The sequence below is a fragment of the Bradyrhizobium yuanmingense genome (genome assembly GCF_029167105.1).
GTDB classification, from domain to species: Bacteria; Pseudomonadota; Alphaproteobacteria; order Rhizobiales; family Xanthobacteraceae; genus Bradyrhizobium; species Bradyrhizobium yuanmingense_A.
The window spans coordinates 248,483-274,767 of the sequence record NZ_JARFML010000003.1 but is presented as its reverse complement, the minus strand read 5'-3'; the positions used below and the strand labels follow the sequence as shown (position 1 = coordinate 274,767).

The following is a 26,285-nucleotide window of genomic DNA, read 5'->3' as shown; positions in this document are numbered from 1 at the left end:
CGGACTCGAATAAGCGGAATTGGCGACGGGGCGATGCGGCGGATCGGGGGACGGGACATCGTTGCGGCAATCCTGATCGCGCTCCTTGCGGGCGCGGTCTTCACGTCCCCGCCGCTACAGGCACTGCAAGGCCTCTCGCTCGACATCCTCACCGCACTGCGTGGGAAGGTTGTCGGCGAGCGCCGCGATCCCGCGACGTCGCCGGTCGTCGTCGTGGCCATCGACGGCGAAACCTACGAGACCCCGCCCTTCAAGGGATCGCCGACGCAGACCTGGACGCGCGAGCTCGGCCGGGTGCTCGGCAGTATCAGCGACGGCGGCGCCAAGGTGATCGGCTTCGACGTTATCTTCAAGAACTCGATCGAGCAATCCGAGATTCCCTTTGGTGACGCGCCGCTCGGCGCCCGCATGCGCGGATTTGACCGGGACTATCTGATCGCGCTGCGGCAGATCTCCGACAACGGCAAGCTGGTGCTCGGCGAGATCCTGAGCAACGACCATCCGGAAGTGCCCTACCGTGCACAGCAGCTGGCGGTGCGAAACAACGTCCGTGCGCTCAATGTCCACACCGACGCCGACGATGTCATCCGGCGGATGCCGCTCAGCTTCTCGATCGACGGCAAGCCGGTGCCCACAATGGCGGTCGAGCTCGCCGCCCGCGCGCTCGGCGCCAAGCTCGAAATTGCGCGATCCGGTGCGGCGGAGCTATCCGGCTACGCAATCCCGAGCGCCGTGCCGAACACGCTGACGCTCAACTTCCGCGGCCTCAGCCGCGACGTTCCGACCTTCTCCTTTGCCGATCTGCGTGCCTGCGTCGAAAAAGGCGACCGCGATTTCTTCCGGCGCGCCTTCGAGGGCAAGGTCGTGCTGCTCGGGACCGTCCTCAACTTCGAGGACCGCAAGCTCACCTCGATGCGCCTGTCCGGCGGCTATGACGGAACGCCGTCGGCGCGATGTGCCCTGCCCGCGGCTGCCGGCACCGCGCAAAAGGCCCGCAGCGACATCGCCGGTGTGTTCGTGCACGCCACTGCGGTCCGGAACCTGGTCGAGCGCGATGCCGTGACCGAGCTCGGCTTTCCCTCGCGCACCCTTCTCACGATCGCGTTCGCGGCCGTCATCGCCTGCGCAGCCGGCGTGTTTGCGCCGAGTGGCGCCCTGATCGCCTGGCTCGGTCTCACGATCGCCTACGCGGTCGCTGCCGTCGGCGCATTCGTCCATGCCTTGGCGCTGCCGCTGACCGAGCCGGCGCTCGCCAGCCTTGCCGCGCTCGCGATCATGATCGGCTATCGCTTCGTGCTGGCCGACCGCGACGAGCGCTTCCTGCGCAAGAGCTTTGCCTTTTACCTTGCGCCCGAGGTGATCGAGACCATGGTGGCCTCCGGCAAGATGCCGGCGCTCGGCGGCGAGATGCGCAACGTCACCATGTTCTTCTCCGACCTCAGCGGCTTCTCGTCGATCGCCGAGACGATGACGCCGGTCGAGCTGGTGACGCTGATGAACGAATATCTGTCCGCCATGACCGACATCATCGAAGGCCATGGCGGTTACGTCGACAAATATATCGGCGATTCCATCGTCGCCATGTTCGGCGCCCCGGCCGACGATCCCGCCCACGCGCGCAATGCGGTGCGTGCTGCGCTGAAATGCCACGAGACGCTGGCCGAGCTCAATGAAGGACATCCCGCCTTCGCCGGTCACGGCCTGTCGCACCGTATCGGGCTCAACAGCGGCGAAGCCGTGGTCGGCAATATCGGCTCGCGCCGCCGCTTCAACTACACCGTGATGAGCGACACCGTGAACGTCGCCTCGCGGCTCGAAGGCGCCAACAAATATTACGGCACCGCGATCATGGCCTCGGAAACCACGATGGCGCAGACCGGCGATAGCTTCGCCTGGCGCGAGCTCGATGCGATCAGGGTGCAGGGCCGCGGCGAGGCGATCAGGGTGTTCGAGCCGCTGGCGGAAAGGGGCGCGGAGAGCGCCGAGCAGGCGAAGGTCGCCGCTGCCTATGCAGAGGGGCTGGCGTGCTGGCGGGCACGGGAGTTTGCCAAGGCGGCCGACGCGTTCGATGGCGTCGCGAAGATCGATCCTGCGTCAGCCCGGTTCGCCAAGCGTGCGAACGTGCTGACGCAGACTCCGCCGCCGCCGGACTGGATTCCGGTCAATACGCTGGAAGGAAAGTAGCGCAGCCAGCCACGGGCGCTGATCCCCCTCTCCCTTGTGGGAGAGGGTGGCTCGCCGCGTAGCGGCGAGACGGGTGAGGGGTTTCTCTCCGCGCGCAAAACTCTCGCATGAGAGCGCGCCGAAGCAACCCCTCATCCGGCGCCATAGCCGAAGCTCCGCTTCGGCGTTCTTAAGGACGGCGGCCGAAGGCCGCCTAGCCACCTTCTCCCACGAGGGGAGAAGGAAAAACACCAGCGCTGGCGCAGCTAACTCAAAACGGCAGCCCCGTATAATTCTCCGCAAGCAGACGCTGCGCCGTCTCGGACGAGAGCAGGTAGTCGAGCTCCGTCTGCTGCAGACGATCCTCATATTCGATCCGGTCGGGGAAGCGGTGCAGCATCATCGTCATCCACCAGGAGAAGCGTTGTGCCTTCCAGATTCGCGCGAGCGCCTTGGCGGAATAGCCCTTGAGACCGGCATCGTCGCCGCTCTGATAATGCGCGAGCAGCGCGTGATAGAGATAGTAGATGTCGGACGCCGCGCTGTTCAATCCGCGCGCGCCGGTCGGCGGCACGATGTGCGCGGCATCGCCGGCGAGGAACAGGCGGCCATAGCTCATCGGCTCGGCGACGAAGCTGCGCAGCGGCGCGATGCTCTTCTCGATCGACGGGCCGGTGATCAGGCGGCCGGCGACCTCGTCCGGCAGGCGGCGCTTCAGCTCGGCCCAGAACGCATCGTCGCTCCAATCCTCAACCTTGTCGGTCAAAGGCACCTGGATGTAGTAGCGGCTCAGCACCTGCGAGCGCAGCGAGCACAGCGCAAAGCCGCGCTCGTGCTTCACGTAGATCAGCTCGGGCGATACCGGTTTGGTGCGCGACAGCACGCCGAGCCAGCCGAACGGATAGACCTTCTCATATTCGCGCAGCACGTCCTTCGGGATCGACTTGCGGCTGACGCCATGGAAGCCGTCGGCGCCGACGATGTAGTCGCAATCGACGCGGAGCGTCTGCCCGTTGGCGCGATACGTCACGTAGGGCCGGTCCGACGTCAGATCGTGCGGCGTGACGTCCTCGGCATTGTGCACGACCTTGCCGCCGACCCGGTCGCGCGCCTCGTAGAGGTCGCGCGTCAGCTCGGTCTGGCCGTAGACCAGGACCGAATTGCCGCCGGAATGCTTGTGCAGGTCGATGTGGGAGAGCACGCCGTCATGGGCGATCTCGAACCCGTTGTGGATCTCGCCCTCGCGGTCCATCCGCTCGCCGCATTGCGCCTCGCGCATCAGCTTGGCAAAGCCGTGCTCGAGCACGCCGGCACGGATCCGGGCCAGCACGTGGTCGCGGCTGTATTTCTCCAGCACGATGGTGTCGATGCCCTTGAGGTGCAGGAGCTGGGACAGCAACAGCCCGGACGGCCCGCCGCCGATGATACAGACCTGAACTTTCATTTTTGCGTCCTCCCGTCGGCATTTTTTTGCATACACTAAGCCGCAAACCGATGGAGGGTTTCGCCTTTGTCTTGTACTATTCGAACATGAGAAGCGCGCCCCCCGCCCCGGCCATCCGGGTCTACAATCTGTTCGGCGAGTCCGGCGATCTGCCCGATGTCGTACATTGCGAGACGATCGCCTCGCGTTCGGTACTGCACGACTGGACGCTGGCCGTGCACCGCCATGCCCGGCTGCACCAGGTGCTGCTGATCGAGCGCGGCGGCGGCGAGGCGACGCTCGACGGGCGTGTTGTGCCGCTGAGGCCGATGCAGGTCGTCAACGTGCCAGTCGGCCACGTCCACGGCTTCCGCTTCGTGCCCGACACGCAAGGGTGGGTGTTGACCATCGCCGCGGAGATTCTCGATGAAGCGCTGCTCGCCGCCGAGGGCCTGCGCGGTGCGCTGTCGCGGTCCGCCGTGGTGCGCGGCACGCCGCAGATCCGCGCCACGATGAAGCAGATCTTCGCCGAGCACGCCGCGCGCGACTTCGGCCGTGCGCATGTGCTGCGCGCCTTGTCGTCGGCCATGATCGGGCTCGTGGCCCGCGCGCTCACGGGCGAGAGCGGCGGCAACGGCACCGCGGAAAGCGGGTTGTTCCGCCGCTTCGAGGCGCTGCTGGAGCAGCATCATCTGGAGCGCTGGAGCGTCGCCGACTATGCCGAGGCGCTGGCGGTGACACCGACGCATCTCAACCGGATCACGCGGGCGGCGACCGGCGACACCGCCTCGCATCTGATCCTCAACCGCCTGATCCGGGAGGCGCGACGCAACCTCGTCTACACCAACCTGCCGGTCTCGACGATCGCCTACGCCCTCGGCTTCGAGGACCCCGCCTATTTCAGCCGGGTCTACGCTGCCGCCACGGGGGTCTCACCGCGCGCGTTTCGCGCGCGGCTGCATGACGGCGAAGGCTGACGCATCGGACAAAGGACCAGGGCACGTCTGATCGACGCGCCGCAGAACCGCGATGTCTCTCGGTGCCACTTACCTTCGTATATAGCGCCCCATCCTTTGGATAGAGGCGCTTTACCTCCGTACAATTGAGCGGGGCATGCCCTCGCCCTAGCGTGACGGCATTCGGCGCCCTGGCGCTGGTGGCATCGAACCTCCCTAACCTTGGCGCAAGGCGGCCAACCCTGTCCGGTCGTCTGCGCCGCTTTTTCAGCAAGCCATCGGCGCGCTCAAGCAGTTTCCCGCCGATACGTCGCGCCATTTCGGCTGGACGGTCGGCTTTCGTGCCGAACCCGGGAGTTGTGCATAATGTCTTCGCTTGGGAAGAGCGCGCTCTTTATCGACGGCTCCAATTTCCATGCCACCGCCAAGGCGCTCGGCTTCGAGATCGACTACAGGCGCCTGCTCAGCGAATTTCAGAGCCGAGGTACGTTGCTCCGGGCCTTCTACTACACGACCATCATCGAGGATCAGGAATATTCGTCGATCCGGCCCTTGATCGATTGGCTCGACTACAATGGATACACCGTCGTCACCAAGCTCTCCAAGGAGTTCATCGACGCCGCTAGCGGCCGCCGCAAGGTGAAGGGCAGCATGGATGTGGACCTTGCCGTGAGTGCAATGGAGCTCGCCCAGCACGTCGATCAGATCGTGTTGTGCTCGGGCGATGGGGATTTCCGTTCGCTGGTCGAGGCCTTGCAACGCCGCGGAGTCCGCGTGACGGTCGTCTCCACACTCTCCACTCAGCCGCCCATGGTCGCCGACGACCTGCGCCGGCAGGCCGACGTATTCATCGATCTGGTGGAGTTGAAACCACAAGTTGGGCGCGATCCACCCGATCGGCCGGGATCGCGCGAAGTGCGGCAGCAATTCCTCGCGCGCGGAACGATCAGGCGCGACGACCGGGTGGAATGATCGGAGGACGGCCGCCCGGCACCTCACACGTCGAAGAACACCGTCTCCTCCGGCCCCTGCAGATTGATCGTGAAGGAATACACGATCTTGCCGGCGCGCTCGCTGCGGGTTGCGATCAATGTCTTGCGGCGCACCGGCTGCTCGATCAGGTTGAGCACGGGATCGGCAGCGTTGGCCGCTTCCTCGTCCGAGAAGTAGAGCCGCGTGTTGAGGCCGATATTGATGCCGCGCGCGACGATCCAGACGTTGACGTGCGGCGCGCATTTCCGCCCCGTCCTGTCGGTGATCGCGCCCGGCTTGATGGTCTCGAAAGTGACGAGGCCGCTGTCGAAATCGGAGCCGGCGCGGCCCCAGCCGCGAAACTCGTCATCCAGCGCGCCAGCCGAGCGATCGGCGGGGTGGTTGTAGCGGCCGGCCGCATTGGCCTGCCAGATCTCCAGCAGCACGTCGCGCAGCGGCGTGCCGGTGCCGTCGAGCACCTTGCCCTCCAGCGTGATGCGCTCGCCCTTGGTGTTGGGCGTCACCAGGACGTTGGAGAAGTTCTTCTCGAAGATGTCGAAGCCGGCCATCGCAGGGATCAGGCCGATGTGGACGTAGGGCCCGGCGGTCTGCGAGGCGGTTTCCTTGAGATAATTGAGCGGTTGCGGCATGGGCGTCAGTTCCCCGCGGTGCGATTTTCGAAGTAAGTGGAGCGCTGGCCGCGCAGCACGATGTCGAAGCGGTAGGCGAGCGAGTCGAACGGCGTCGAGGCGTTGAGGTCGAGCGGCGCCACGAGGCGGTCGAGCGCGTCCTTGTCCGGGATCGTCGTCAGGATCGGGCAGACCGGGATCAGCGGATCGCCTTCGAAATACATCTGCGTGATCAGCCGCTGGGCGAAGCCCGAGCCGAACACCGAGAAGTGGATGTGGGCGGGGCGCCAGCTGTTGACGTAGTTGCGCCAGGGATAGGGGCCCGGCTTCACGGTGCGGAAATAGTAATACCCGGTGTCGTCGGTGAGCGCGCGGCCGCAGCCGCCGAAATTCGGATCGATCGGCGCCAGATAGGTGTCCTTCTTGTGCCGGTAGCGGCCGCCGGCATTGGCCTGCCAGAATTCGACCAGCGTGTTCGGAACGCCTCGGCCGGTCTCGTCCAGCACGCGGCCGTGGACGATGATGCGCTCGCCGACGGGATCGCCGTCCTTGGCGTAATTGCGGATCAAATCATTGTCGAGCGGCCCGAGATCGTTGTGGCCGAACACCGGCCCCGTGATCTCCGAGATCGAGTTCTCCAAGGACAGCAGCGACTGGCGCGGCGAGCGCAGCACCGAGGACTTGTAGCCGGGCGCATGCGCCGGCGGATGGATCGCGCGGTCGCGTTGGAAGAAGCCGTTGTCGCCGAGCGGCGGCGTGAAGGGCTCGGGACGGTTGAGGCGGGGATCCCGCAAGGCTGGCGCCTGGGCATTCATCGGCGTTGTCTCTCCCTGGGAGCCGGAAATCGGGCCGGCCTATCGGGAGAGCATGAGCCGCCCTATTCTCAAGATAAATAGATGAATTATAATGAATTGCATGAAGGAAATCGATCATTTAGCCCTCGACGGCCATGCCCTCGAGCTGTTCCTGGCGGTGCTGGAGGAAGGCTCGGTGACGGCGGCAGCGACGCGGCTCGGCCTCACCCAGTCTGCCGTCAGCCACGGGTTGAACAAGCTGCGGCGGATTGCCGGCGATCCGCTGTTCGCCAAGTCCGGCCGCGGCATCGTTGCGACGGCCCATGCGCAGGCACTGGCCGGCAAGGCACGCGCGCTGATCGACGAGATGCGCAGCTTCGCCGGCGGCGTCAGCTTTGAGCCGCCCCGCGCACAGCTGTCGTTGACGATCGCGGCCAACGATTTCCAGCGCGACCTGCTGCTGCCGCGGTTCTTCGATCATGTCGCCGCACAAGTGAAGAGCCTGAATTTGCGCGTGATCCCCTCGCAATCGCCCTCGCCCGCGATGCTGCGCGAAAACCGCTGCGACCTCCTGATCACGCCGCTGCCGCCGTCCGGCGTCGACATCGTGCAGAAGCGGCTGCTGAGGGATCACTACGTCTGCTACTACGATCCCAAAGCGCGCGCCGCGCCGGCCAGCCACAGCGCTTATCTCGCGGCGCGTCACATCACCGTGGTCTATACCGACAATGAGCGACTCGACTTCGACCGCCGGCTGGCAGCGAACGGGCTCCACCGCGACATCGCGATCTCCGTGCCGAGCTTCTCCGGCGTGCCGTCGTTCCTGCGCGGCTCACAGATGCTGGCGAGCATGCCGAGCCTGCTCGCGTCCGGCGTAATGCGCGGCTTTGCGCAAACACCGATCCCGCTGGCGTCCCGCACGAAGACCCTGGCCGAGCTGCCGATGTTCATGGTCTGGCACCAGCGCTACCAGAAGGACCCGGCCCACCGCTGGGTCAGGAGCCAGCTTGAGGCCGTCGCGGCGACGGCCGCCACGTTCTGACCTGCCGTTCTCATGTCCTGATATCAGGCGCCTCGCTCCGCAAGACTGCCCTTCCCAAACCCACTGGTTGCGCAGGGGGAGCCGCGCTAAAATCCCCCCATGACAGTGACTGACATTGCGAACCGGACCTACAATCACAGCTGGCGGCTGGATCCCATCATCCGCAGCCTGCTCGATACCGACTTCTACAAACTATTGATGTTGCAGATGATTCGGGAGGATTACCCGAGTCAGAATGTGACCTTCTCGGTCATCAACCGCTCGCGCCATGTGCGCCTTGCCGAGATCATCGACGAGGGCGAGCTGCGCGCCCAGCTCGACCATGCCCGCACCATCCGCTTCACCAAGAAGGAGCTGATCTGGCTGGCCGGCAACACCTTCTACGGCAAGACCCATATGTTCTCGGCGGATTTCATCCGCTGGCTGGCGGAATTCCGCCTTCCCGAATACGAGCTGCGCAAGGTCGAGGGCCAGTACGAGCTGCATTTCCACGGACCCTGGACCCACACCACGATGTGGGAGATTCCGGCGCTTGCGATCCTCAACGAGCTGCGTTCGCGTGCGGCCATGAAGGGCCGCGGCCGTTTCGAGCTCGACGTGCTCTACGCCCGCGCCAAGGCCAAGTTGTGGACCAAGGTCGAACGGCTGCGCAAGCTCGAGAACCTGCGACTGTCCGACTTCGGCACCCGCCGCCGTCACGGCTTCCTCTGGCAGCGCTGGTGCGTCGAGGCGGTGAAGGAAGGCCTCGGCCCCTCCTTCATCGGCACGTCCAACGTGCTGCTCGCGATGGACAACGATCTCGAAGCCATCGGCACCAACGCGCACGAGCTGCCGATGGTGGCCGCCGCGCTCGCCAGGGACGACGAGGAATTGCGCTGGGCGCCCTACCGCATTCTCGACCAGTGGCGTCAGACTTACGGCGGCAACCTCCTGATCGCGCTGCCCGACGCCTTCGGTACCAGGACCTTCCTGCGCGATGCACCGGAATGGGTCGCCGATTGGACCGGCTTCCGCCCCGACAGCGCGCCGCCGATCCAGGCCGGCGAGGAGATCATCGCCTGGTGGCAGAAGCAGGGTCGCAACCCCAAGGACAAGCTACTCGTCTTCTCCGACGCGATGGACGTCGGCTCGATCGAGGACACCTATCGCCACTTCGCAGGGCGCGTGCGGCTCTCCTTCGGCTGGGGCACCAACCTCACCAACGATTTCGTCGGCTGCACGCCGGACGGCTCGATCAGCCTCGATCCGATCTCGCTGGTCTGCAAGGTCTCATCGGTCGACGGCCGTCCGGCCGTCAAGCTCTCCGACAATCCGGAGAAGGCGACCGGCCTGCCCTCGGAAATCGAGCGTTATCTGCGCGTGTTCGGCGACGCCGGTCGCGTGCGCAAGCCGGTGCTGGTGTAGGACACACGTCCACGGAGAGCGTGTAGCGCCCGTCCGCCGCTACGTCGTCATTGCGAGGAGCTCTTGCGACGAAGCAATCCAGAATGATGCCGCGGAGGCAGGCTGGATTGCTTCGCTGCGCTCGCAATGACAAGGCATTGGTTCGCGATATCGCATCAGCTCCGATTTCGCGGCATTTGAAACGATCTGCGCGCATCCAGGTCACATTACCTTCACCGTCCGTCACAATCCCTCGCACTTTTCAGGTCGAGTTAAGCAACCATCTCGTCTACTTTGCGTTGCAGGCGCAACGCCCTCTAGGGCGCGTCGATCGACTTGGGGACCAGTGTGTTTCGCAGAACAGCGGCGTCGGCGGAGGGCGGCAACCTCCTTCACGTCATCAAGCTCGTCTCGCCTTTCGTGATGGTCGTCGTGCTGCAGGCGGCGATCGCCGGATTCAGTCTCGAGGTGATGTCGTCGGTCCGCGCCTATGTCGCCGGCGAAGCACTCTGGTCGCGCTCGCAGAAGAACGCGGTCTACTTCCTCAATCTCTATCTGCATTCGGGCGAACCGAGCCAGTTCGCGCAATATCAGGCTTCACTCGCCGTCCCCATCGGCGACGAGTTCGCGCGCTGGGCGCTGGAACGCGATCCGGTCGACGTCGAGGCCGCCCGCGTCGGCTTTCTGCAAGGCGGCAACCATCCCGATGACGTCCCGGGACTGATCTGGCTGTTTCGCTATTTCAATCGCGTCAGCTTCCTCCAGGACGCGATCAGGGAATGGACCGCCACCGATCCCATGCTGCTGGAGCTCAGCGTGTTCGGCGAGGTCATTCGATCCGAGCTGAAGAAAGGTCCCATTCAGGACGACGACCGCCTGCAATTCCTGTCGTCGCGGCTATCGGAGCTCAATGCCCAGTTCACGGTGCATGCCAAGCAATTCTCCACCGTCCTCGGCGAAGGATCCCGGGCGATCAAGCTGACGCTGACGGGCATCAACATCCTCACGGCCGCGGCGCTGATCCTGCTCCTGATCTGGCATACGCGGCGCCTGGTGCGGCAACGGCAGACCTTCGAAGACGCCTTGCATGCCGAGAAGGAGCGCCTGGCCTGGCAGGCATCGCATGATTGGTTGACCGGCCTCTCCAACCGCCGCGCCTTCGAGGCGCGCCTGCAAGCCGAGCTGGACAACGCCGCAGCGGGTGCGCTCGCCATCATCCTGCTCGACCTCGACCAATTCAAGAGCGTCAACGACAGTTGCGGCCACCTCGCCGGCGACCGCCTGCTCTGCCAGGTCTCGCGCCTGCTGCAGCAGGACCGGCATGCGCATGATCTGGTGGCCCGGCTCGGCGGCGACGAATTCGGCCTGATCCTGCCGCGATGCTCGCCCTTCGATGCCGTCGACATCGCCGAGCGTCTGCGCCGGTCGCTGGAGCTGTTCAATTTCGCCTGGGACGACCGTTGCTTTGCCGTGACCGCAAGCATCGGCGTCGCCTGCATCGCCGACGGCAACATCACGCTCGAGGATGCGATGCGGCGCGCGGATGCGGCCTGCTACCGCGCCAAGGAAAAGGGCCGCAACCGCGTTCAGGTCGAGAATGGGCGATCGGACGTTGTCGTCGTTGCGCCTCGCCCGCGCGAAGCGGTCGCTGCACGAGGCTAATGGCATCGTCACCGCAGGGGCCGAATTCCAAGTCCTGCAATTCCAAGTCCTGCAATTCCAAGTCCTGCGAGATGGGTGTCGACGAATTGTTCGATCTGCTGGCGCAGCATCTGCGGCGGCACGGCCACCATGCGCTCCTCGAGGCCGAGCGAGATGATGCCATGCACGGCGGAAAACAGCGTGCGTGACAGCAGTGCGATCTTCACGTCGTCCGCATCCGGCAAAAGCCGCACCAGGGGCGGATGCATCAGCGCGAACGCATCCATCACCATCTGGAGGATGTCGTCCGGATAGGGGCGATCGTCCTCCATCCGATGCTCGAACAGGGAGCGCAGCAAATTGGCGTGCGCGGCGAAGAAGTCGAGATAAGTCTCGGCGAGCCCATAAAGCTGGCGGACCGGATCCTCGGCAGGAACACCACGGAGCCGGGCCGTGAGCGCCTGAACCGTTTCCCGGTTCACCGTCAGAATGACCCCGTCGAAGTCGCCAAACTCATTATAGACGCTGCCGACCGAGCACCCGGCAGCCTCGGCAACGTCCCGAACCTTCAATGATCTCAATCCCTTAGCTGAGATGATGCCGCGGGCGATCTCGACGATCTGGAGCCGGCGCCGAAATTTTTTCTGGTCGCGCAGCGATTCTTCTTGAACATTGTTCATTTTCAAGCTACTCATGTGAACATTGTTCAATTTAGCCTGGAGACCTGGAAAATGCAAATCCTTGCTGTCGATATCGCCACTACCTTCGTCGATGACGCCGCCGCCCTCGCGACCGGGCTCGGCCGGGCCGTGCTGCGGTTCGCCATGGCGCCGATCAATCGCATCGCCAATGCCTGCGACGTCGCGGGCGTGCTCGCCGAGCGCCGGGCGACCTTTCGGCTGTGGCGGACCAATCGTGCCCGTGCGCGTCAGGAGCAGCGCCGGTTCAGCCTGCTCGGCCGCTTCTCGCCGTTTCGCCACCTCGCCCATCTCACCTGAGGCGCGCGCACGCAGGTCGGCTCGAATGCAAGCGCCGACTGCAAGGATGGACTCACCATGTCCGGACGGGCGTGGCCGATCCGGCGGATTTCGACGATGCGGGTCAGCTTTTCCTTCATCGCCCGGCGCCATATCCGGGCGAGCGAGGCCGCTCCGCCCGACCTCGACCGGATATTTGCGAACCTAACGATGCCGATTGGAGACCAACAGGATCGGAGGAACCGAGGGGACAGAGCAGGCCAGCAACTTGGTTGCCGCGCAATCGTTCGCCCTATGCTTCCGGTCGTGACGTTTCACAGACAACGTAACAACCTCAGTCTGCCTTGCCAAAACAGGACTAGTCATGATCAGGGAATTGATGTCGTCACGCCGCTTCGCGCCGCTGTTCTGGGCGCAATTCTTCTCGGCGCTCAATGACAACGTGCTCAAGAACGCGCTCGTCATCATCCTGCTCTACAGCGCCGCGACGAGCCATGGCGATGCGCTGGTGACGGTGGCAGGCGCCGTCTTCATCTTCCCCTACTTCATCCTGTCCGGGCTCGGCGGCCAGCTCGCCGACAAATACGTCAAATCCGTCGTCGCAAGGCGGCTCAAATTCGTCGAGATCTTCGCAGCCTGCTTCGCCGCGGCCGGCTTCTTCCTGCATTCGGTGCCGCTGCTGTTCGCGGCGCTCGCGCTGTTCGGCACCATCGCCGCCCTGTTCGGCCCGGTGAAATACGCGATGCTACCGGACCAGCTCGAGCTCGGCGAACTCGCGACCGGCAACGCGCTGGTCGAAGGCGCGACCTTCATGGCGATCCTGCTCGGCACCGTCGCAGGCGGCCAGTTCGTGGCCGGCTCCGCGCATATGGGCTGGGTCGCGTCCGCCGTGGTCGTGCTGGCCGTGTTGTCCTGGGCGTTCGCCTCCCGCATCCCGCAGACGACGCCCTCCGCGCCCGAGCTGCCCGTCGACGCCAATCCCTGGACCTCGACGGTGAGCCTGCTCAGGACGCTCTACGCCGACCGTCGCCTGTGGGACGGCACCGTGATCGTCTCCTGGTTCTGGCTGGTCGGCGCCATCGTGCTGTCGCTGCTGCCGGCGCTGATCAAGGAGGTGGTCGGCGGCACCGAGGGCGTCGTGACGCTGTGCCTTGCCATCTTCGCGATCGGCATCGCCATCGGCTCGCTGTTTGCCGCCAGTCTCAGCCACGTTCGCCCGAACCTTGCGCTGGTGCCGATCGGCGCCATCATCATGGGGTTTGCGGGCCTCGATCTCGCCTGGGCGATCGGCGTGACCGCCAAGGGGCAGGACATCACCGCGCTCGGCTTCGCCACCTCGTTCGGCGGGCTGCGCATGCTGGCCGACTTCGTTGCCTTCGCGTTCGGCGGCGGTCTTTTCGTCGTCCCGTCCTTTGCCGCGGTCCAGGCCTGGTCCGAACCTTCCGAACGCGCCCGCATCATCGCCGCCGGCAACGTTCTGCAGGCCGCCTTCATGGTGGTCGGCTCGCTGTTCGTCGCGCTGTTGCAGGCGGCCGGTCTCCACATCGGCTGGATCTTCTTCGGCCTCGGCGTCGCCAGCTTCGGCGCGGTGTGGTTCGTGCTGACCAAGTGGGGCAAGGAAGGCGTGCGCGATGCCGGTGGCCTTCTGTTCCGTGCCCTGTTCCGTACCGAGGTGCGCGGCCTCGAAAACCTGCCGCCTCCGGGCACGCGCATGCTGATCGCGCCGAACCATGTCAGCCTGATCGACGGCCCGTTGCTGCACGCCGTGCTGCCGATCGACGCGAGCTTTGCAGTCGATACCGGCATCGCCAAGGCCTGGTGGGCCAAGCCGTTCCTGCGCGCGGTCAAGCACTACACCATGGACCCGACCAAGCCGCTGGCCGCGCGCGACCTGATCAAGCTCGTCGCCGCGGGCGAGCCCGTCGTGATCTTCCCGGAAGGACGGATCACCGTCTCGGGCTCGCTGATGAAGGTGTATGACGGCACCGCGATGATCGCGGACAAGGCCGACGCCGTGGTCGTTCCGGTCCGCATCGAAGGCGCGCAGCGCTCCTATCTCAGCTATCTCAACTCCAGCCAGATCAAGCGGTCCTGGTTTCCGCGCGTGACGGTCACGATCCTGCCGCCGGTCAAGCTTCCGGTCGACGAAACGCTCAAGGGCAAGGCACGCCGCAACGCCGCCGGCGCCGCACTGCAGGACGTCATGATCGACGCCCTCGTCAAGAACGCCATGCTCGATCACACGCTGTTCGAAGCACTCGGACACGCCTATCGCGACCGCGACACCGGCAAGGTCATCATCGAGGACGCGCTCGGCACCAAGCTAACCTATCGCAAGCTGATCCTCGGCGCGCAGGTCCTGAGCCGCAAGCTCGAGAGCGGCACCGCCGTCGGCGAGAATGTCGGCGTGCTGCTGCCGAACTCGGCGGGCGTCGCCGTCGTCTTCATGGCGCTGCAGAACAGCGGCCGGGTGCCGGCGATGCTCAATTTCTCGGCCGGTCCGGTCAACGTGCTCGCCGCCATGAAGGCCGCGCAGGTCAAGACCGTGCTGACGTCGAAGGCCTTCATCGAGAAAGGCAAGCTCGACAAGCTGATGACCGCGATCGCGGCGGAAGCGCGCGTGGTCTATCTCGAGGACGTCCGCGCCTCGATCGGCCTCGCCGACAAGATCAAGGGCCTGCTCGCGGGCACCACGCCGCGCGTGCCCCGCCAGGCCAACGATCCCGCCGTCGTGCTGTTCACCTCGGGCTCGGAAGGCACGCCCAAGGGCGTGGTGCTGTCCCACCGCAACATCCTCGCCAACGCGGCGCAGGCGCTGGCGCGGGTCGACGCCAACGCCAACGACAAGGTGTTCAACGTGCTGCCGGTGTTCCACTCGTTTGGACTCACGGGCGGAATGATGATGCCGATGCTGGCGGGCATTCCGATCTACATGTATCCCTCGCCGCTGCACTACCGGATCGTGCCCGAGCTGATCTACCAGACCGGCGCCACGATCCTGTTCGGCACGGATACGTTCCTCACCGGCTATGCCCGCTCGGCGCACGCCTACGACTTCCGCACCCTGCGCCTCGTGATCGCCGGCGCCGAGGCGGTCAAGGACCGCACGCGGCAGGTCTTCATGGAGCGCTACGGCATTCGCATCCTCGAAGGCTATGGCGTCACCGAGACGGCGCCGGTGCTGGCGATGAACACGCCGATGGCCAACCGCCCCGGCACCGTCGGACGCCTGTCGCCGCTGATGGAAAGCCGCCTCGATCCGGTCCCCGGCATCGAGGAAGGCGGGCGGCTCTCGGTGCGCGGCCCGAACGTGATGCTCGGCTACCTCAGGGCCGAAAATCCCGGTGTGCTCGAGGTGCTCCCCGACGGCTGGCACGACACCGGCGACATCGTTTCGATCGACGCGGCGGGCTTCATCACCATCAAGGGCCGAGCCAAGCGCTTTGCCAAGATCGCGGGCGAAATGGTCTCGCTGTCGGCGGTCGAAGCCATCGCGGCGTCGTTGTGGCCGCAGGCCGGCTCGGTCGCGGTCTCGATCCCCGACCAGCGCAAGGGCGAGCGCATCGTGCTGCTGACGACGGAGAAGAACGCCGAGCGCAGCGCGATGCAGGCTCAGGCCAAGGCGATCGGGGCCTCCGAGCTGACCGTGCCCGCGACGATCATGGTGGTCGACAAGGTGCCGCTGCTCGGCACCGGCAAGACCGACTATGTCACGGCCACGACGATGGCCCGCGAGCAGGCATCCCCGCCCGAGCGCGAGGTGGCATAAGGCTACGGCCGTCGCACCGACCAACGCCGGCGCGACGGCCTCCTCACCTCAGCAAGAGATAGCGGACCGGATTGTCATCGCACTGACCGGCCCCACACTCCAGCACGGTGGACAGGAGATTTGCGGCGACCAGCAGGGTGAAGATCGCGAACGCTGCGTTCGAAGCCAGCCCGCCTATCGGCGCGTTTCCCTCCCGTTCGCCCGCCACATCCTTCAGGACGAAGACGACCGCGACATAGCAGACCACCCCGACCGCCGCGATCAGCGCCCAAGTATAGAAGTGCAGCCCGAACAGCGCCGAGCCGTAGCCGGGATCGCCGGGCGCAAGATGCAGCGACACCTGCCGCAACGAGATGAAGCCGGTGACGAGACTGGCGATGAGGATCATCGCGTAGTGAGACGGACGTTCGCCGAGGCGCAGGTTGAACAGGAAGCCCATGCCGATCGCGATGAAGCCGGCCCGTTGCAGCAGGCAAAGCGGGCAAGGCAATTCGCCGAGCGCCAGTTGATAATAGAACGCGACCGCCAGAACCGAGGAGATGCCGAGCAGCCCCAGCATGTTCAGGATCGCGCCGACTGATCGTTGCCCGCTCATTGCCGTCTCCCTTTGTCGCGCGGTCAGAACGAGAACTTCAGCGGGTCGGTGGCATGGTGGAAGAACCAGGCGACTGTGACGAGGATCGTTGCGCTCCAGAGCGCATAGCTCAGTCCGGCGCGCGAGCGCCACGCGAAGGCGCAGCCCGCCAGCGCCAGCAGAATGGGCAGGAACATGAACATGAGCGCGGGCTCCCCAGGGCGATTCGCAACTCCTCGCGAATGGCTCAAGGGATAATTCAGCCTCGCACGGCCCTCAAGAGCCGGCTTCGCTGCGCCGCTCCTGCGCATAGCGCACCAGGGCCATGAAGCGATAGATGCCGTGCACGAATTTGCCGTAGGGCACGGTGATGAACAACGCGAACACGGCGCCGAGATGCAGGGCGAGCAGCGGTCCCATCGCGCCGGTCTCGCGCAGCACCAGCAGCAGCATGCCGGTGAGGCCGGTCAGGAACAGCATGGCGATGAAACCGACGTCCATGCCGTAGCTGTATTCGTCGAGCAGCGCGGGATCGCGCCGCATCTTGGCTGTGAACAGCCCGATCGGCCCGACGATCAGGCCGATGCCGCCGAGCGTGCCGAGCACCACGGGCAGGTCCCACCACGGATACGGCGCCTCGCGGCCGAGCAGATAGTGATAGAGCGTGGCGACCGACGTCGCTGCAAAGCATAGCAGGAAGCCGTAGAAGGTCAGGTGGTGATAGAGCTTGCGCCGGTCGGTCGGCTTGTCGCCCTCGTTGTAGCAGCCGACGCCGCCGCCATGGAGGTAGCGCAGCTCGCCGGCGTCGCGGATCGCCTGAAAGATCGAGCCGCCGTCAGCGCGGCCGCCGATCGGTGTGCCGATGTCGCGCCAGAAGGCACGCACGCTCATGACGAGTGCGAGGATCGCGTAGAGGAATGCGGCGCCAAACAGCGCGACCATCGCGTTGTGCGGCATCAGCTTGTAGAAGGCGCCCGGCCCGGTGTGCACGCCGAACAACACGCCGCGGTCATTCAGGACGGCAAAGCCGAGAATGAAGACCGCCATGCTGAGCGCGGCGGTGATGCTGATGACGAGGCCGTTGCGCGCGAAGGCGCCGGATAGCGGCCGCGGCCAGGCATAGGCCGCATAGGATTCCGCGCGCGCGACCGCCAGCGTCTTGGGGACGTTGACGTTGAATTCGTGCGGCGGCGAAAACTGGCAATCGACGTAGCAGGCGCCGCAGGAATGGCAGAGATTGGCGAGATAGTTGAGATCGCCGTCCGAGAAGGCGCGGCGCATCTCCATGGCCGGAAACACCGCGCACAGGCCCTCGCAATAGCGGCAGGAATTGCAGACCGTCATCAGACGGTCGGCTTCGTCGAGAATCCTAGTTCCGTGCATGTTTCGCCGCTTCCCGTCCTGCGATTCGCCCGAACACGCTGCCGATCGTCATGCCCATGCCGGCCGCGTAGCCCTTGCCGAGCACATTGCCGGCCATGATCTCGCCGGCCGCGAACATGTTGGCCGACGGCTTGCCGCCCTTCATCAGCATCCGCGCCTCCTTGTTCACGCGCGTGCCGAGATAGGTGAAGGTGATGCCGGGCCGCACCGGATAGGCGAGAAAAGGCGGCGTCTCGATCCGGCGCGCCCAATGCGTCTTGGGCGGCGTGATGCCCTCCGTCACGCAATCATCCAGAATGGTGTGGTCGAAGGTCCCGGGCCGCACCGCGGCGTTGAACTCGGTGATGGTCTTTTCCAGCGCGACCGGATCGAGCGCGAGCTTGCCGGCGAGCTCCGCAATTGTCTGCCCGGCAATCGGCGGAAACAACGTCGGCATGAAGCTGGTCACGACGGTGGAATCGAAGATGATGTAGGCGATCTGGTCGGGCTGCGCCGCGACCAGCCGGCCCCAGATCGCGTACCGCTTCGGCCAGAGGTCCTCGCCCTCGTCGTAGAAGCGCTGGGCATGCTTGTTGACGACGATGCCGAACACGACGGAGTCGTGCCGCGTGATGATGCCGCCGTCGAATTTCGGCGCGCGGGCATCGATCGCGACCGCATGACATTGAGTGGGATCGCCGACCTCCTGCACGCCCTTGTCGAGCAGCATCTTCAGGATCGAGCCGCGATTATAGGGCGTGCCGCGGATCAGGAAGTTGTCGGCCGCCTCGCCCCAATATTGCTTCAGCCATTCGATGTTGGCCTCGAACCCGCCGGCGGCGGCGACCAATGACGTCGCGCGGATCTCGGTCTCGCCCTTGATCGGCCGCTTGAGGCGGGCGGCGAGGAACATGCCGTCCTCGATCACTAGATCGGTGACCTCGGCGTCGTATTCGACGGCGACGCCAAGCCGTTCGGCGGTGAGATACAGCGCGTTCAGCATCGCCCGCCCGCCGCCGAGGAAGAAGGAATTGGTGCGGCCGAGGCTCAGCGTGCCGCCGAGCGAGGGCTGCCAGCGCACGCCCTGCTCCACGATCCAGTTCAGGATGTCCTTGGATTCGCGGATCATATGTCGGGCGAGCACCTCGTCGGTTTGCCCGCCGGTGACGCGCAGCAGATCCTCCCAGAATTCCTCCTCGGTGTAGGGGCCGGTCAGGATTTCGGTCGCCGCATCATGGGCGCAGCGCATGTTGCGGGTGTGGCGGGTGTTGCCGCCGCGGTAGAATTTTGGTGCGGCCTCGAGCACCAGCACTGACGCTCCGCCGCGCCGCGCACTGATCGCCGCGCACAGGGCCGCATTGCCGCCGCCGATCACCAGCACGTCGTATTTGCTGCTCATCCCGTCCGCCCGATGCGGCCAAATTGGAGACATTCTTCCAGCAGGCGGCCTTGAACGCCCTGATCCGCCATTGCGCACTTTTGTATACAAAGATATACGTTAGAGATGCAAGCGGCGTCTCTGCATGGGCAGGATGCGCATCGAGGGATCATGGCCAGGCGTCCGGCAAGCTCAAGTGGAACGATCGCGCGCGGCGGCGGCGTTGCGCTCGGCGAGGCCGTGTTCCGCTCGCTGTGCGAAGCGCTCCAGGCCGGAAGCTACCGCGCCGGCGACCGGCTGCGCGAGGAAGAGGTCGCCCAGCGGCTGAAGGTCAGTCGCACGCCGGTGCGGGAAGCGCTGGGCCGGCTCGCCGCGCGCGGCTTCGTCGCGCCTGCCGGCGGCCGCGGGCTGATCGTCCGCAATCTCGACATCTCCGAGGTGCTCGAGCTCTATGCCATGCGTGAGATTATGGAAGGCGCCGCCGCGCGCCTCGCCGCCGAGCACGCCTCGGCGCCGGAGATCGACGCGCTCCGCGATATCGAGCAGGCCTTTGTCGAGGCATCCGCGACGGACGCCGCCGAGATGGCAAAGGAAATGGCAAGGCTCAACCGCGCCTTCCACGAGGCCATCTGCCGCGCGGCGCGCAACCGCTATCTCGACAACGCCTCGCGGGAATTGCAGGACTGGATCGCCCTGCTCGGCCCAACCACGTTCACGGTCTCAGGCCGGCCCAAGACGAGTCACGGCGAGCATCGCGCCATCATCGACGCCATCGCCGCACGCGATGGCGACAAGGCCGAGCAATTGGCGCGTGCGCATATCCGCGAGGCACTGCGCTGCCGGCTGAAATTGTTGCAGAAGCAATAGGGCCGATCGCCGGCGCGATCATGCCTCGAACACTCGTATCAGCAGCCAATATCCGCCCAGAAGACCGATCCCGCCGGACATGGCGTACACCAGCCGCGCCGCCCGCGCCGGCTCCTCCCGGCCGACCGCGGTCAGCCTGTCCAACAAGCCGAGCGCCGGCAACATCAGCGCGACGATCGCGATCTGCCCGATCTCGACGCCGACATTGAAGGCAGCCAGCGCCGGCACGACCGCATCCGGCGGCAGGCCGATCTCGCGCAGCACGCCGGCGAAGCCGAAGCCGTGGATCAGGCCGAACACAAAAGCGACGCGCCAGCGCCGGTCGACATCGCGCGAAAAGAAGTTCTCGACAGCCACGAACACGATCGAAGCCGCAATTGCGGGCTCCACGATTCGGCTGGGGATGACCAGGACGTTCAACGCCGCGAGGGACAACGTCAACGAATGAGCGACGGTGAAGGCGGTGACGATCTTGACCACGGGAACGAACCTGCGTGCCCACAAGACGACTGCAACCAGAAATGCGATGTGATCGTAGCCGAGGAAGATGTGCTCGATGCCCGTCACGAGATAGCGCTGCGCGGTCGAGACCAGCGACGGCGGCGCCGTGGAGAGCGTGACCGTCGTCGTGGTGGCATCGAGCAAGGCCTGCGCCTCGGACTTTCCTTGCGCGATCAGCACCACCTGGCGCGCAGTCTTGTCCTGCTCGGTCAACACGGTGGAACGATAGACGATGTCGCCGGGCGCGTTCGCGCAAGCGAAACTGGTGCGATAAATGACGCCGTCACCGTCGGGCAGGACCGCGGCATCGCGCCGCGGGCAAGCCGTGCCGCCGCCCGTCACGACCAGGTGCCTGTCGAGATAGTCGAGGATCGCGGGCCTAGCTGCTTCGACTGCAGTCGGATCGACCGCGTCCTGGCGCGCATCATAGATTCTCGAACCGATCAGGCGATCGACATCGCTGCCCTTCAGTCCCAGTTCGACGCTCACCGTGCGATCGCCGGCCAGCGCCACGCGCGCCGTCACGAGGTTGATCTGATGCGCCTCGGCCGGCACGCAGAGCAGGACCTGAAGCCACAGGAACAGCGGCCACCTCATGATCCCACCCCTTTGCCTTCAAGCCAGCACATCCGCCACGACCGCCTTCAGAACATCCCGCACATCGGTGGGCTTCAGCCGGACCTGCAAGCCGCGCTGGCCTCCATTGAGATAGACCAGATCATGGGCGAGCGCGCTCTGCTCGATCACGGTGCGCACAGGCTTGCGCTGCCCGAACGGGCTAATGCCGCCGACCTTGTAGCCGGTGACGCGCTCGGCCTCGGGCGGCTTCATCATCTGCGCCGACTTGCCGCTCGCCGCCGTCGCCAGCTTCTTCATCGAGACTTCCTGGTCGGACGGCACGACCACGCAGACCGGCTTGCCGTCGACCAGCGCCATCAACGTCTTCAGGACGCGCACCGGGTCCTCGCCGAGCGCGGCCGCCGCCTGGAGCCCGATGCTCTCGGCGTCGGGATCATAGTCGTAGGTGTGCACGGTGAAGGCAACACCAGCGGCCGCGAGTGCGCGTGTGGCGGGGGTGACTTTGGACATGAACGGTATTTACCACCGTCATTGCGAGGAGCGAAGCGACGAAGCAATCCAGAATCTTGCCGCGAAGGCAGTCTGGATTGCTTCGCGGAGCCTGTCATCGGGCCGCGTCGCGCGGACCCGGTGGCTCGCAATGACGGTGTGGGTGGAAATTTCCCGCCACGCTCCAGCCGTCGTTCCCGGCGAGGCCTACTCCGCCGCGTCCTGCATCACGGCGCGTTCGGCCCTCGCCGCGCAGAACTTGAACTCCGGGATCTTGCCGAACGGATCCAGCGCCGGGTTGGTGAGCAGGTTCGCCGCCGCCTCGGCGTAGCAGAACGGCATGAACACCATGTTCTCCGGCACGTCGCGGTCGGAGCGGACCTTGACCTCGACGGCGCCGCGGCGGGTCTCCAGGCGAATGAAATCGCCGGGCGCCAGCTTCTTCTTGCGCATGTCCTTCGGCGACATGAACGCGACCGCCTCGGGCTCGATCTGGTCGAGCACCTGGGCGCGGCGCGTCATCGAGCCGGTGTGCCAGTGCTCCAGCACGCGGCCGGTCGAGAGCACCATCGGATATTCGTCGTCGGGAATCTCGTCCGGCGGGATGACCTTGGCCGGCACGATCTTGCCGCGGCCGCTCGCGGTCGGGAAGCCCGTGGTGAAGATGATCTCGTTGCCGGGCTTGTTCGGATCGTCGACCGGATAGGTCACCGCGCCTTCGCGCACCAGCCGCTCCCAGGTGATGTTCTTCAGCGACGGCATCAGTTCCGCCATCTCGGTGAAGACGTCGCCGGGTCCGGCATAATTCCACGGCAGGCCCATGCGCTTGCCGATCTCCTGGATGATCCAGAGGTCCTGACGCGCATCGCCGGGCGGCTTGATCACCTGACGCGCCAGCTGCACGCGGCGGTCTGTGTTGGTGAAGGAGCCGTCCTTCTCGGCGAAGGCCGAGGCCGGCAGGATCACGTCGGCGTGGAACGCGGTCTCGGTGACGAAGAGGTCCTGCACCACGAGATGATCGAGCATCGCCAGCGCGTGGCGCGCGTGCTGCAGATCGGGATCGGACATCGCGGGATTCTCGCCCTCGATATACATGCCCGTGATCTCGCCGGCATGGATCGCGTTCATGATCTCGACCACGGTCAGGCCGCGGACGGGGTCGAGATCCTGCTGCCAGAGCTTTTCGAAGCTGCCGCGCAGGTCATCGCGCCCGACCGGCTGGTAGTCCGGCAGGAACATCGGGATCAGGCCGGCATCGGAAGCGCCCTGCACGTTGTTCTGGCCGCGCAGCGGATGCAGGCCGGTGCCGGGACGGCCGACCTGGCCGGTGATCAGCGCGAGCGCAATCAGGCAGCGTGCATTGTCGGTGCCGTGGACGTGCTGGCTGATGCCCATGCCCCAGAAGATGATCGAGGATTTTGCCCGTGCATAGGTGCGCGCCACCTCGCGCAAGGTCTGCGCCGGGATGCCGCAGATCGGCTCCATCTTCTCCGGCGTGAACTCCTTGATCTTCTCCTTGAGGTCCTCGAAGCCCTCGGTATAGCCGGCGATGTACTGGTCGTCGGTCAGGCCTTCGGTGATGATCGTGTTGATCATCGCGTTCAGCATGGCGACGTCGGAACCCGGCTTGAACTGCAGATGCTTGGTCGCATGACGCGACAGCGACTGCCGGCGCGGGTCCATCACGAACAGCTTTGCGCCGTTCTGCTTGACCGCGTTCTTGATGAAGGTCGCGGCGACCGGATGGTTCACGGTCGGATTGGCGCCGATCACGACGATGACTTCGGCGTCCATGGCGGCAGCGAACGGCGCCGACACCGCGCCCGAGCTCAGGCCCTCGAACAGGGCCGCGACCGAGGATGCGTGGCACAACCGGGTGCAGTGATCGACGTTGTTGGAGCCGAAACCGGTGCGCACCAGCTTCTGGAACAGATAGGCCTCTTCGTTCGAACCTTTGGCCGAACCGAAGCCGGCGAGCGCCTTCACGCCCTTCTCGTCGCGAATCTTGACGAGGCCCTTGGCGGCGATGTCGAGCGCCTCTTCCCAACTCGCCTCGCGGAAATGCGTGTACGGATTGGCCGGATCGACCTGGTCGTTGGCATCCTTCTTCGCGTTCGGCAGCCGCACCAGCGGCTTCGTCAGGCGATGCGGATGGTGGATGTAGTCGAAGCCGAAGCGGCCCTTCACACAAAGACGATTGTGGTTGGCGGGGCCGTCGCGGCCTTCCGCATAGATCACCTTCTCGTCCTTGACCTCGTAAGTGACCTGGCAGCCGACGCCGCAGAACGGGCAGAGCGAATCGACCTTCTTGTCGGCATAGGTGACGCGCGTCTGCTTGTCGTCGAGCATCACGGCCGGCATCAAGGCGCCGGTCGGGCAGGCCTGCACGCATTCGCCGCAGGCAACGCAGGTCGACTCGCCCATGGGATCGTCGAAGTCGAACACGATCTTTGCGCCGGCATTGCGGTAGGCCATGCCGATGACGTCGTTGACCTGGACCTCGCGGCAGGCGCGCACGCACAGGCCACACTGGATGCAGGCATCAAGGTTGACGCGCATTGCCGGATGGCTGGCGTCGGTCGCCCAGCGCTCGGCGGCGGGAAAGCGGCTCTCGGTGACGCCAGTGGTCTCGGCCCAGTGCCAGAACTTCGAATCCGGATCGTGGCTGGTCTCGCGCGCCGGCTGGTCGGCAACCAGCAGCTCCATCACCATCTTCTGCGCAGCCGTCGCGCGGGCGCTCTCGGTCTTCACCTTCATGCCGACCGACGGCGTGCGCTTGCAGGACGCGGCCAGCACGCGCTCGCCCTCGATCTCGACCATGCAGGCACGGCAATTGCCGTCGGGGCGATAGTCCGGCGCCGGCGAATAGCACAGATGCGGAATGTCGCGGCCCTGCCGCTTGGCGACCTGCCAGATGGTCTCGCCGGGCTTGGCCTCGACCTGCTTGCCGTCGAGCTCGAACGTAATCTTGGTCATTCGGCCGCTTCCTTGAACTCGTCAGGGAAATATTTGATCACGGACGACAGCGGATTCGATGCCGCCTGTCCGAGCCCGCAGATCGAGGCATCGCGCATCGCCTGGCTCAATTCTTCCAGCAAGGCACGGTTCCAGACCGGCCTTTGCATCAGCAGCGCCGCCTTCTGGGTACCGACGCGACACGGCGTGCACTGGCCGCAACTCTCGTCCTCGAAGAACTTCATCAGGTTCAGTGCGGCTGCCCGCACGCTGTCCTTGTGCGACAGGATCACGATCGCAGCCGAGCCGATGAAGCAGCCGTATTTCTCCAGCGTGCCGAAATCGAGCGGGATGTCGTCCATCGAGGCCGGCAGAATGCCGCCGGACGCGCCGCCCGGCAGATACGCATAGAACTGATGGCCGTCGGCCATGCCGCCGCAATATTCCGCGATCAGCTCCCGCACGGTGATGCCCGCGGGCGCGAGCTTCATGCCGGGATTCTTGACGCGTCCCGAGACCGAGAAGCTGCGCAGACCATGGCGCTCGTGGCGGCCATGGCCCTTCCACCAATCGGCGCCCTTCTCGACGATGTCGCGCACCCACCACAGCGTCTCGATATTGTTGATCAGCGTCGGCAGGCCGAACAGGCCAACCTGGAACGGGTAAGGCGGCTTGTGCCGGGGCAGGCCGCGCTTGCCCTCGATGCTCTCCAGCAGCGAGGATTCCTCGCCGCAGATGTAAGCGCCGGCGCCGCGCCGCAGATGCAGCGTCGGGCCGCCCGGCGGAAGCTTTGCGATCTCGCGCTGGAGGATCTCGCGCGAGGCCGGATATTCGTCGCGCAGATAGATGTAGACGTCGGAGGCCTGGACCACATGCGCGCCGATCAGCATGCCCTCGATGAAACGATGCGGATCGGTTTCCAGATAGTACCGGTCCTTGAACGTGCCCGGCTCGCCCTCGTCGCCATTGATAGCCATCAGCCGCGGCCCGGGCTCGCCCAGCACCGCGCGCCATTTGCGTCCCGTGGGGAAGCCGGCCCCGCCGAGCCCGCGCAGCGAGGCATCGTCGAGCGCTTTCAGGAGATCGTCCTTCGACAACTCGCCGGAGCGCAGGCGGCCCAGCAGCTTGTAACCGCCGCCGGCGACATAGGCGTCGTAGTCGACATATTCGGGCAGATGCGCGTGAGTGTCGCCGGCCTTGGCCGCCGCCATCACATTGGCGACGGTGGCGTGATCGACGAAGTTGTGACCGACCTCGGCAGCGGGTGCGGTGTCGCAGCGGCCGACACAGGGCGCGCGCACGACGCGGATGCCGGGACCTGACCTGCTCTGCAGATCTTCGAGCAGCTTCTCGCCGCCAAGCATCGCGCAGGTGAGCGAATCGCAGACGCGGATCGTCAGCGGGGGAATGTCGGGCTCGCCTTCCTTCACCACGTCGAAATGCGCGTAGAACGTCGCGGTCTCGAACACTTCGGCAAAGGCGAGCTTCATCTCGTCGGCGAGCGCGGCCAGATGCGCAGCCGAGATCTGGTGGTACTTGTCCTGGATCAGGTGCAAATATTCGATCAGGAGATCGCGCCGCCGAGGTCGGTCGCCGAGCAGCTGCTCGATCTCGTGCGCGGCGGTCGGATCGACCTGGCGCCCCTTGGGCGTGGCCTTGGCGCGCCGGCGTCCCTCACCGGGATGCTCGAAGGGGCGGACCTCATGCACGTCGTGGCTCATCGATTCGTCTCGATCTCGTCTTTTGGAACGACTCCAGTCTAAACCTCTGGCATGCCAGATGCCAAGAAGAATATCATGGTGATGAAAGCAGTTAAGCGCGACCCAAGGTC

At 65.4% G+C, this 26,285-nt stretch carries 21 protein-coding genes; 9 read left to right on the top strand and 12 right to left on the bottom strand.

The features are described 5' to 3' along the window. Nucleotides 1-33: 33 nt before the first annotated feature. The gene (locus tag P0R31_RS05995) at nt 34-2,184 is read left to right on the top strand and encodes a CHASE2 domain-containing protein (protein ID WP_275513239.1); all 2,151 of its coding nucleotides are present in this window, start codon (nt 34-36) and stop codon (nt 2,182-2,184) included. 250 nt (nt 2,185-2,434) lie between these two features. Here the strand turns inward: P0R31_RS05995 and pobA are convergent, their stop codons facing one another. Then, on the bottom strand, nt 2,435-3,607 hold the full coding sequence (gene pobA, locus P0R31_RS05990) for a 4-hydroxybenzoate 3-monooxygenase (protein ID WP_275508241.1): 1,173 nt from the start codon (nt 3,605-3,607) through the stop codon (nt 2,435-2,437). Between the two features lie 50 nt (nt 3,608-3,657). Between pobA and P0R31_RS05985 the strand changes: the two genes are divergently transcribed. Beyond that, complete coding sequence (locus tag P0R31_RS05985; RefSeq protein WP_275513238.1) at nt 3,658-4,563, top strand: helix-turn-helix domain-containing protein; 906 nt, start codon at nt 3,658-3,660, stop codon at nt 4,561-4,563. Between the two features lie 345 nt (nt 4,564-4,908). Then, nucleotides 4,909-5,514, top strand: coding sequence for an NYN domain-containing protein (locus tag P0R31_RS05980; RefSeq protein WP_275513237.1), 606 nt, complete (start codon nt 4,909-4,911; stop codon nt 5,512-5,514). 23 nt (nt 5,515-5,537) lie between these two features. On the opposite strand, the gene pcaG is transcribed toward P0R31_RS05980, so the two are convergent. Then, entirely contained in the window at nt 5,538-6,164 is a 627-nt protein-coding gene (gene pcaG, locus P0R31_RS05975; protein ID WP_275513236.1) for a protocatechuate 3,4-dioxygenase subunit alpha, read from the bottom strand. Nucleotides 6,165-6,169: 5 nt separating this feature from the next. Then, nucleotides 6,170-6,958: a protocatechuate 3,4-dioxygenase subunit beta gene (gene pcaH / locus P0R31_RS05970; protein ID WP_275513235.1), complete on the bottom strand. Its 789-nt coding sequence runs from the start codon at nt 6,956-6,958 to the stop codon at nt 6,170-6,172. 91 nt (nt 6,959-7,049) lie between these two features. On the opposite strand from pcaH, the gene P0R31_RS05965 reads away from it, so the two are divergent. The 3 genes from P0R31_RS05965 (at nt 7,050) to P0R31_RS05955 (ending at nt 11,024) form a co-directional block, all read left to right on the top strand. Next, nucleotides 7,050-7,979, top strand: coding sequence for a LysR family transcriptional regulator (locus P0R31_RS05965; protein WP_275513234.1), 930 nt, complete (start codon nt 7,050-7,052; stop codon nt 7,977-7,979). Between the two features lie 99 nt (nt 7,980-8,078). Continuing rightward, nucleotides 8,079-9,383, top strand: coding sequence for a nicotinate phosphoribosyltransferase (gene pncB / locus P0R31_RS05960; protein WP_275513233.1), 1,305 nt, complete (start codon nt 8,079-8,081; stop codon nt 9,381-9,383). Nucleotides 9,384-9,710: 327 nt separating this feature from the next. After that, nucleotides 9,711-11,024 (top strand): GGDEF domain-containing protein, encoded by a 1,314-nt coding sequence (locus tag P0R31_RS05955; protein ID WP_275513232.1) that lies wholly within the window; start codon nt 9,711-9,713, stop codon nt 11,022-11,024. Between the two features lie 8 nt (nt 11,025-11,032). On the opposite strand, the gene P0R31_RS05950 is transcribed toward P0R31_RS05955, so the two are convergent. Next, on the bottom strand, nt 11,033-11,683 hold the full coding sequence (locus tag P0R31_RS05950; RefSeq protein WP_275513341.1) for a TetR/AcrR family transcriptional regulator: 651 nt from the start codon (nt 11,681-11,683) through the stop codon (nt 11,033-11,035). A gap of 51 nt (nt 11,684-11,734) precedes the next feature. Between P0R31_RS05950 and P0R31_RS40845 the strand changes: the two genes are divergently transcribed. Both P0R31_RS40845 and P0R31_RS05945 read left to right on the top strand, forming a co-directional pair. Beyond that, entirely contained in the window at nt 11,735-12,001 is a 267-nt protein-coding gene (locus tag P0R31_RS40845) for a hypothetical protein (protein WP_343299299.1), read from the top strand. A gap of 343 nt (nt 12,002-12,344) precedes the next feature. After that, nucleotides 12,345-15,749, top strand: a complete 3,405-nt coding sequence (locus tag P0R31_RS05945) for an acyl-[ACP]--phospholipid O-acyltransferase (RefSeq protein ID WP_275513231.1) — start codon at nt 12,345-12,347, stop codon at nt 15,747-15,749. Between the two features lie 43 nt (nt 15,750-15,792). Here the strand turns inward: P0R31_RS05945 and P0R31_RS05940 are convergent, their stop codons facing one another. The 4 genes from P0R31_RS05940 to tcuA form a co-directional block, all read right to left on the bottom strand. After that, complete coding sequence (locus P0R31_RS05940; protein ID WP_275513230.1) at nt 15,793-16,344, bottom strand: disulfide bond formation protein B; 552 nt, start codon at nt 16,342-16,344, stop codon at nt 15,793-15,795. A gap of 23 nt (nt 16,345-16,367) precedes the next feature. After that, entirely contained in the window at nt 16,368-16,526 is a 159-nt protein-coding gene (locus P0R31_RS05935; protein ID WP_275513229.1) for a DUF5993 family protein, read from the bottom strand. A 73-nt stretch (nt 16,527-16,599) separates the two neighbouring features. Next, complete coding sequence (tcuB, locus tag P0R31_RS05930; protein WP_275513228.1) at nt 16,600-17,706, bottom strand: tricarballylate utilization 4Fe-4S protein TcuB; 1,107 nt, start codon at nt 17,704-17,706, stop codon at nt 16,600-16,602. Beyond that, entirely contained in the window at nt 17,693-19,084 is a 1,392-nt protein-coding gene (gene tcuA / locus P0R31_RS05925) for an FAD-dependent tricarballylate dehydrogenase TcuA (protein ID WP_275513227.1), read from the bottom strand. Before tcuA ends, tcuB begins: the two co-directional genes overlap by 14 nt. 150 nt (nt 19,085-19,234) lie before the next feature. Between tcuA and P0R31_RS05920 the strand changes: the two genes are divergently transcribed. Beyond that, nucleotides 19,235-19,930 (top strand): GntR family transcriptional regulator, encoded by a 696-nt coding sequence (locus P0R31_RS05920; protein WP_275513226.1) that lies wholly within the window; start codon nt 19,235-19,237, stop codon nt 19,928-19,930. A gap of 18 nt (nt 19,931-19,948) precedes the next feature. Here P0R31_RS05920 and P0R31_RS05915 read toward each other — a convergent pair whose 3' ends face one another. The 4 genes from P0R31_RS05915 to P0R31_RS05900 all read right to left on the bottom strand — a co-directional run bounded on the left by P0R31_RS05915 (nt 19,949) and on the right by P0R31_RS05900 (nt 26,175). Continuing rightward, complete coding sequence (locus P0R31_RS05915) at nt 19,949-21,028, bottom strand: HupE/UreJ family protein (protein ID WP_275513225.1); 1,080 nt, start codon at nt 21,026-21,028, stop codon at nt 19,949-19,951. Nucleotides 21,029-21,046: 18 nt separating this feature from the next. Next, nucleotides 21,047-21,520, bottom strand: coding sequence for a Cys-tRNA(Pro) deacylase (ybaK, locus tag P0R31_RS05910; protein ID WP_275513224.1), 474 nt, complete (start codon nt 21,518-21,520; stop codon nt 21,047-21,049). Between the two features lie 186 nt (nt 21,521-21,706). Next, nucleotides 21,707-24,475 carry a formate dehydrogenase subunit alpha gene (gene fdhF / locus P0R31_RS05905; RefSeq protein ID WP_275513223.1) on the bottom strand — a complete coding sequence of 923 codons (2,769 nt, stop codon included), beginning with the start codon at nt 24,473-24,475 and terminating at the stop codon, nt 21,707-21,709. Beyond that, nucleotides 24,472-26,175, bottom strand: coding sequence for an NADH-ubiquinone oxidoreductase-F iron-sulfur binding region domain-containing protein (locus tag P0R31_RS05900; RefSeq protein ID WP_275513222.1), 1,704 nt, complete (start codon nt 26,173-26,175; stop codon nt 24,472-24,474). Before P0R31_RS05900 ends, fdhF begins: the two co-directional genes overlap by 4 nt. Between the last annotated feature and the right edge of the window lie 110 nt (nt 26,176-26,285).

Excerpts from the sequence above, each read along its gene's own strand:
- P0R31_RS05995 (WP_275513239.1), top strand. The coding sequence starts at position 34 with ATGCGGCGGATCGGGGGACGGGACATCGTTGCGGCAATCCTGATCGCG.
- pobA (WP_275508241.1), bottom strand. The coding sequence starts at position 3,607 with ATGAAAGTTCAGGTCTGTATCATCGGCGGCGGGCCGTCCGGGCTGTTG.
- P0R31_RS05985 (WP_275513238.1), top strand. The coding sequence starts at position 3,658 with ATGGAGGGTTTCGCCTTTGTCTTGTACTATTCGAACATGAGAAGCGCG.
- P0R31_RS05980 (WP_275513237.1), top strand. The coding sequence starts at position 4,909 with ATGTCTTCGCTTGGGAAGAGCGCGCTCTTTATCGACGGCTCCAATTTC.
- pcaG (WP_275513236.1), bottom strand. The coding sequence starts at position 6,164 with ATGCCGCAACCGCTCAATTATCTCAAGGAAACCGCCTCGCAGACCGCC.
- pcaH (WP_275513235.1), bottom strand. The coding sequence starts at position 6,958 with ATGAATGCCCAGGCGCCAGCCTTGCGGGATCCCCGCCTCAACCGTCCC.
- P0R31_RS05965 (WP_275513234.1), top strand. The coding sequence starts at position 7,050 with ATGAATTGCATGAAGGAAATCGATCATTTAGCCCTCGACGGCCATGCC.
- pncB (WP_275513233.1), top strand. The coding sequence starts at position 8,079 with ATGACAGTGACTGACATTGCGAACCGGACCTACAATCACAGCTGGCGG.
- P0R31_RS05950 (WP_275513341.1), bottom strand. The coding sequence starts at position 11,683 with ATGAACAATGTTCAAGAAGAATCGCTGCGCGACCAGAAAAAATTTCGG.
- P0R31_RS40845 (WP_343299299.1), top strand. The coding sequence starts at position 11,735 with ATGCAAATCCTTGCTGTCGATATCGCCACTACCTTCGTCGATGACGCC.
- P0R31_RS05945 (WP_275513231.1), top strand. The coding sequence starts at position 12,345 with ATGATCAGGGAATTGATGTCGTCACGCCGCTTCGCGCCGCTGTTCTGG.
- P0R31_RS05940 (WP_275513230.1), bottom strand. The coding sequence starts at position 16,344 with ATGAGCGGGCAACGATCAGTCGGCGCGATCCTGAACATGCTGGGGCTG.
- P0R31_RS05935 (WP_275513229.1), bottom strand. The coding sequence starts at position 16,526 with ATGTTCATGTTCCTGCCCATTCTGCTGGCGCTGGCGGGCTGCGCCTTC.
- tcuB (WP_275513228.1), bottom strand. The coding sequence starts at position 17,706 with ATGCACGGAACTAGGATTCTCGACGAAGCCGACCGTCTGATGACGGTC.
- tcuA (WP_275513227.1), bottom strand. The coding sequence starts at position 19,084 with ATGAGCAGCAAATACGACGTGCTGGTGATCGGCGGCGGCAATGCGGCC.
- P0R31_RS05920 (WP_275513226.1), top strand. The coding sequence starts at position 19,235 with ATGGCCAGGCGTCCGGCAAGCTCAAGTGGAACGATCGCGCGCGGCGGC.
- P0R31_RS05915 (WP_275513225.1), bottom strand. The coding sequence starts at position 21,028 with ATGAGGTGGCCGCTGTTCCTGTGGCTTCAGGTCCTGCTCTGCGTGCCG.
- ybaK (WP_275513224.1), bottom strand. The coding sequence starts at position 21,520 with ATGTCCAAAGTCACCCCCGCCACACGCGCACTCGCGGCCGCTGGTGTT.
- fdhF (WP_275513223.1), bottom strand. The coding sequence starts at position 24,475 with ATGACCAAGATTACGTTCGAGCTCGACGGCAAGCAGGTCGAGGCCAAG.
- P0R31_RS05900 (WP_275513222.1), bottom strand. The coding sequence starts at position 26,175 with ATGAGCCACGACGTGCATGAGGTCCGCCCCTTCGAGCATCCCGGTGAG.